Raw genomic sequence first — 5,754 nt, 5'->3', positions numbered from 1 at the left:
GCCAAAGGCGGCGAAGGGCTGTTTATGCATGCGCAGAAAGATATGACGACCATGGTGCTGAATGATCGCAAAACCGATGTGACTCAGGACCATTCAGAGCACATTGGGCAAGACCAGTCCGTGACGGTTGTGCGTAACCAAAGTAATACGATCCAAAATGATCGCCGGGTGGAGGTGACTCGCGATCAACAAACCGAAGTGGGCAATGATTACCAGCTAGTAGTTAAAGGTGAAAAGAAAGAGTTTGTGACGAAAATTCGTTACACCGAAGTGCATGAAGACGAAACGCTCACGGTGACGAAAAGTATTAAAATCCATGCCAAACAAGGTGATATCAGCATATCAACCCCGAATGCCGGAATGACGATCACCCATGACGGTGCCATTATTCTGCAAGGGAAATACATTCGTTTAGCGGCCGATATGATCGATCTTAATCCAGAGGAGTAGCAGGGATGCCAGAAAATAACATCAACACTTACTGTATTCAGGAAGGAACGCTGGAATGTCCAGAGGGTTTCACTGACCGTACGGTGAACCTCTTTATGAAAGGTAAACCGGGCGCTGCTTTTGCCCTGAATATCGCCCGCGATGTCCCCGAGGCCCATGAAGTCCTGAGTGACTACGTACAACGCCAGATTGGCATATTAAAAGATAACCTTAAAAAGTATGAAGTCAAAAAGCACCAGCAGATTGACGTCGGGGCGCAACACATCCCCGGAGAATATGTTGAAGCCACTTATATGGCTGAAACCCGAAGGGTGTGGCAGAGACAGGTCGCGATTCAGGTAGGTGACCATATGATGATTTTTACGGCCACGAATGCCTCGCCGTTTAACCCGCAACAGCAGGCTACCTGGGAGCAGTGGATCCACAGCTTTGCGCCGTGGGCCAGGGAGGCCGGCCATGTTTGAAGCGGCCCGTGTTGATGACAAGCTTTATCATTCCAGTGCCTTAGCGGGTTTTATTATTGGCTCCATTATTGGTGCCGCCGTGATTTTTGCGGCCGCGGCTTACGCCGCCTCCATTGTTCTCACCGGCGGGGCGACGCTGGTCGCTACCGGCTTTATTGTGGGTATGGGGGTGACCACGCTGGGCGTCGTTGCCGGTGGGTTAATACGCTCCGTGGGCGAAAAAATAGGGAGCATGTGCCATCACGATGTCGGACAAATTACGACAGGGTCCAAAAACGTTAAAGTGAACAGTAAACGGGCGGCGCATGTCGAGCTCAGTACCGTGGCCTGTAAAGATGACTCCGCCATTCAGCGCATGGCCGAAGGTTCGTCAAATATCTTTATTAACAGTAAAGCCGCCGTTCGTCTGGAAGATAAAACGACCTGTGATGCGGTTGTCGATTCCGCTTCCAGCAATGTGACGTTTGGTGGGGGGCGCGTTCAGTATCTCGATATTAAACGCGAGATTTCTGATGAAATGCGTGATTTGTCAGAGAAGCTGTTTATTGTCGCCGGGCTGGCGGGCGGCATATTTGGGGCGGCAAAACAGGCGGGGTGTTTCGGCCTTAAATGCCTGAGCAAGATTGCGTTGGGTGAGATGGCCGGGGCGGCTGCCGGGTATGGGTTGGAAAAAGGGGTTGGGGCCATCGCCGGTTATTTCGGTTACCCGGTTGATGTGATCAGTGGACAGAAATTGCTGACAGGTGAGGGCGATGATACCGATTTTATTCTGCCGGGTATCTTCCCGCTGCACTGGAGCCGGATTTATCGCAGTGAAAATCACCATGTCGGGGCGCTGGGACAAGGCTGGTCTCTGGTATGGGAGCGTTCATTACGCAAAGAAGATGACAGCATTGTTTATCAGAATGATGAAGGTCGGGAGATTGTCTTTCCCCTGATTAAACGTGGAGAGCGCTATTTCTCCCCCACGGAGCATATCTGGCTGGCACGTACCGAGCGTGATACCTATGCCATCAGCAGCCCGTTTGAAACCTGTTTTATTTTTGAGGCCTTTTCTGAGGCTGGCGTCGCGAAATTAGCCAGCCTCGAAGATCTCAATGGTCATGCCCTGTATTTCTTTTATGACGATATCGGGCAACTGAAAAAAATATCGACCACCAGCGGCTATGGGGTGTATTGCCAGTATGAAAAAGGGCGTCTGGTGTCCGTTGCCTGTGTTAAGGGCGGTACGCCGGGCACACTGGTCCGCTACCAGTATAATGAACAGCACCAGTTGGTTAGCGTCACTAACCGTGAGGGGCAAATCACCCGCCAGTTTGGTTACCATGGCCATCTGATCAATAAACTGGCGGATGTCAGGGGGCTGGAGTGCCGTTACACATGGGCTGATATCGGCGGAACCCCGCGAATTACGCACAGTGCCACCAATCTGGGGGAGCAGTGGCAGTTTGATTATGATATCGACAATCAACAGACCACCCTGACGGACCTCAATACCGGGCAGACCGCCTGCTGGGGATATAACGCCCAACATTTAATTACCGACTATCGGGATTTTGATGGCGGGAAATATGCATTTGACTACAACGACCTCAATATGCCGGTACGCGTTGTGCTGGCAGGCGAGAGAACGCTCGTTCTGGTTTACGATGCACTGGCGCGCCCGATCCAGATCACCGATCCGCTAAAACGTGAAACCCACATTGATTATCACCGTAACAGTCTGCGGGTGGTGCGCCGTCAGTACCCTGACGGGCAGGTCTGGAAGGGGGAATATGACCGTACCGGCCGTTTGCTGAAAGAGAACGCGCCGGATGGCGGGGTGACGCTTTATCATTATCCAGGGGCCTCATCCCTTCCTGAACGCATAACCAATGCCGTAGGGGCGCAGACACACCTTGGTTGGGAAAGGCACGGGCAACTGACGGAGCACACCGACTGCTCGGGTAAACTGACCCGCTACGAATATGATATCGATGGCCATCTGCTGACGGTCATCGATGCTGAAAACCATTCAACACATTACAGCTACAACCGTCTCGGGCAGCCCACCGGGGTCAGGTACGCCGATGGCCGCAAAGAGCAGTTGCGGTATAACGCTCAGGGGCTGGTTGAACAGTTTACCGATCCTGTCGGGCGGCAGTTGCACTGGCGTTATAACCTGCGGGGTCAGCCGGTCAGCTTTACTGATCGTCTGCAACGGGAATACCGTTACCGCTATGACTGCCATGGGCAGATGATTGAGCTGGATAATGCCAATGGGGGCCAGTATCACTTCCGGTGGAGCAGCGGCGGGCAATTGGTGGAAGAGCAGTATCCCGATAACCTTGTCCGGCGTTATCGCTATGGGGAGAGCGGGATGCTGATGGCGCTGGAGACCACCGCGCCCACGGTTGACGATCTTACCGTCTCCCGGCAGGTCAGTTTTGACTATGATGCGGGCGGGCGAATGACGCAGCGCCTGACGGGCATGAGTGCGACCCGGTATGACTGGGACATCATGGACCGTTTATTGCTGGCCGAGCGTGTGCCAACGGCGGTGGGCGAACAGGCGGGGATCGTCGGTAATGGTGTTCGTTTGGCGTATGACAAGGCCGGGCATTTACTGACGGAAAGCGGTGACCTGGGTGCGGTGACGTATCAGTGGGATCCGCTGCATCATCTGGCCGCCCTGACGCTGCCCGATGGTCAGACGCTGTCATGGTTGCGTTACGGTGCGGGCCATGTCAGTGCCATTCGTCATGGTGATACGCTTATTTCCGAGTTCAGCCGGGATAACCTTCATCGGGAAGTGAGCCGGACCCAGGGTATTTTGACGCAGTATCGTGATTATGACGCGATGGGGCGGCGGTTGTGGCAATCGGCGGGTTCTGATGCGCCGACAGTGGCGGCCGATCTGCTGCCCCGTCAGGGGGATATCTGGCGTAAATTTAGCTTTGACACTGCCGGTGAACTGAGCATGGCCACCGATTTTATCCGGGGTGAGCAGCAGTACCGTTATGATGCGGAAGGGCGGCTGACTGACAGCCGGGAGCGTCATCAGTTATCCGTTGCGGAAGATTTTGCTTACGACAATGCGGATAACCTGCTGAACCTGAGGAAACTGCCGTTTGATACGGTCGATCCACTGTACGATACACCGGTCGCCAACAACCGTTTGACGCAATGGCAGCATTACCGTTTTGAGTATGATGCCTGGGGAAACATCACCACGCGGCATGCCGGTGGTCGGATGCAACATTTTGCCTATGACGATGATAACCGGCTGCTGCGGGCCTGGGGAACCGGGCCGTTAGGGGAGCATGACAGCCACTATCGGTATGATGCGCTGGGGCGGCGTATCCACAAATCGGTGACGATAAAGCGCGGCGCAGAAAAAACCACCCGTCAGACCGATTTTATCTGGCAGGGACTGCGGTTGTTGCAGGAGCAACATACGGACGGCAACGCGACCTATATTTACGACCCGAACGAAAGTTATACGCCGCTGGCGCGGGTCGATCAGCGTCATGGCGAGACAGAAAGTCAGGTGTATTATTTTCATACGGATATCAACGGTACCCCGCTGGATGTCACGGACGGAGAGGGTAAGCACCGTTGGTCAGGGAAATACCACGCCTGGGGCAAAGTTACCCGGCAGAATGTCAGCGATCCAAGGCAAAGCACGGTCAGCCGGTTCGCGCAGCCGCTGCGTTATCCGGGGCAATACAGTGATGACGAGACGGGTTTGCACTACAATACGTTCAGGTACTATGACCCGGAGATAGGGCGATTTAGCACGCAGGACCCGATAGGGCTTGCGGGGGGGATAAATCTTTATCAGTATGGGCCAAATCCGTTAACGTGGATCGATCCTTGGGGCTTGACTCCTTGGGAATTTGGCAAGTTCAACGAATGGTTTAATGCTGCATCAGTGCAGGATGTTATAAATAATAAAACGTCAGTATCCTCTGCCTTAAGAGGTAGCGGCGGAAAACATGAATTATTCCCAGTTTCGTTGGCTGCTAAAGCCAAAGAGTTAGGTTTTACTGCTGAGGAATTAAAAAAATACGCTGTAAATACAGATAGAATTACATTTACTAATGTAAGCGATTCTAAAGGGATTCCTGTTCCAGATGGAGGGCACCATGGCAGTCGAGCTGGTAGGCATTTCCATAACAAGTTAATTGCTGAGTTGGAAGGTGCAACATCTAAAGCTGATGCCAAGAAGATAATAGCTAGGCATCATAAAGGTCACATGAAATTAAGTGGGTGTTAAATATGGAAAATAAAGTTCATGTTTGGATTGGAACTAATCTTTCTTCAGAGGAAGATTATATGAAATACTTTGAGTTGGATTATTCTGTTGAGGGGGATTTCAATAATCCTAATTATAAGTTGTGTGAATTTTGCAAAGACATAGGTACTCAATGGTATGATAGTGACTTCATTGGTATTATGCCGAGGCATGAACAAGAAGTATCTTTAGATGAAATATTGCTTGATGCAGCTGTCGATCAAGATGAATTTTCATTGGTGAAAAGTGAATGTGATAAGTTGGGTATTAAAAAGGCCAATGCAATATTTTGGTATCAAGACCCTGATTTAGTGATTAAAAAGCCAATTAAAGATCAATATAATGGGTTGAGATATATTGGTTTATTTAGCGGTGACTAATGGTTTTTATAAAAGCCGGGAATCTCTCTTGGATCTCCCCGGCTATTTTTATTAGTTGCTACACCAATACATTACCCTGCTGCCCCCGAACAATCACCTTACCCGCCATCACGCTAATCGCCAGCGGTTGCGCGGTTAAGCCTGTTTGCGTGAGCCATTCTCCGGACAGAGACAGTTCACCATT

5 protein-coding genes are annotated in these 5,754 nt (G+C 51.5%); 4 read left to right on the top strand and 1 reads right to left on the bottom strand.

Annotated features, from left to right (window positions below; translation table 11 throughout):
- The 4 genes from AC971_RS21040 to AC971_RS21025 form a co-directional block, all read left to right on the top strand.
- The coding region (locus tag AC971_RS21040; RefSeq protein ID WP_414826412.1) for a bacteriophage T4 gp5 trimerisation domain-containing protein at positions 1–450 on the top strand (450 nt) is incomplete at its 5' end.
- 5 nt (positions 451–455) lie between these two features.
- A complete protein-coding gene (locus tag AC971_RS21035; protein WP_002213383.1) occupies positions 456–914 on the top strand; it encodes a DUF1795 domain-containing protein in 459 nt (152 codons plus the stop codon).
- Complete coding sequence (locus AC971_RS21030) at positions 907–5,172, top strand: PAAR/RHS domain-containing protein (protein ID WP_331454166.1); 4,266 nt, start codon at positions 907–909, stop codon at positions 5,170–5,172. Before AC971_RS21035 ends, AC971_RS21030 begins: the two co-directional genes overlap by 8 nt.
- Positions 5,173–5,174: 2 nt before the next feature.
- Positions 5,175–5,570 carry an immunity 22 family protein gene (locus tag AC971_RS21025; protein ID WP_025381677.1) on the top strand — a complete coding sequence of 132 codons (396 nt, stop codon included), beginning with the start codon at positions 5,175–5,177 and terminating at the stop codon, positions 5,568–5,570.
- Positions 5,571–5,628: 58 nt separating this feature from the next.
- Here AC971_RS21025 and AC971_RS23685 read toward each other — a convergent pair whose 3' ends face one another.
- Entirely contained in the window at positions 5,629–5,745 is a 117-nt protein-coding gene (locus tag AC971_RS23685) for a SymE family type I addiction module toxin (protein ID WP_082160209.1), read from the bottom strand.
- Between the last annotated feature and the right edge of the window lie 9 nt (positions 5,746–5,754).

The organism is Yersinia similis, assembly GCF_001053095.1.
Lineage (GTDB): Bacteria > Pseudomonadota > Gammaproteobacteria > Enterobacterales > Enterobacteriaceae > Yersinia > Yersinia similis.
The sequence above is the reverse complement of the archived record's forward strand: the minus strand, read 5'-3'. Positions and strand labels throughout refer to the sequence as shown.

Coding starts and splice junctions, on each gene's coding strand:
- AC971_RS21035 (WP_002213383.1), top strand. CDS start 456: ATGCCAGAAAATAACATCAACACTTACTGTATTCAGGAAGGAACGCTG.
- AC971_RS21030 (WP_331454166.1), top strand. CDS start 907: ATGTTTGAAGCGGCCCGTGTTGATGACAAGCTTTATCATTCCAGTGCC.
- AC971_RS21025 (WP_025381677.1), top strand. CDS start 5,175: ATGGAAAATAAAGTTCATGTTTGGATTGGAACTAATCTTTCTTCAGAG.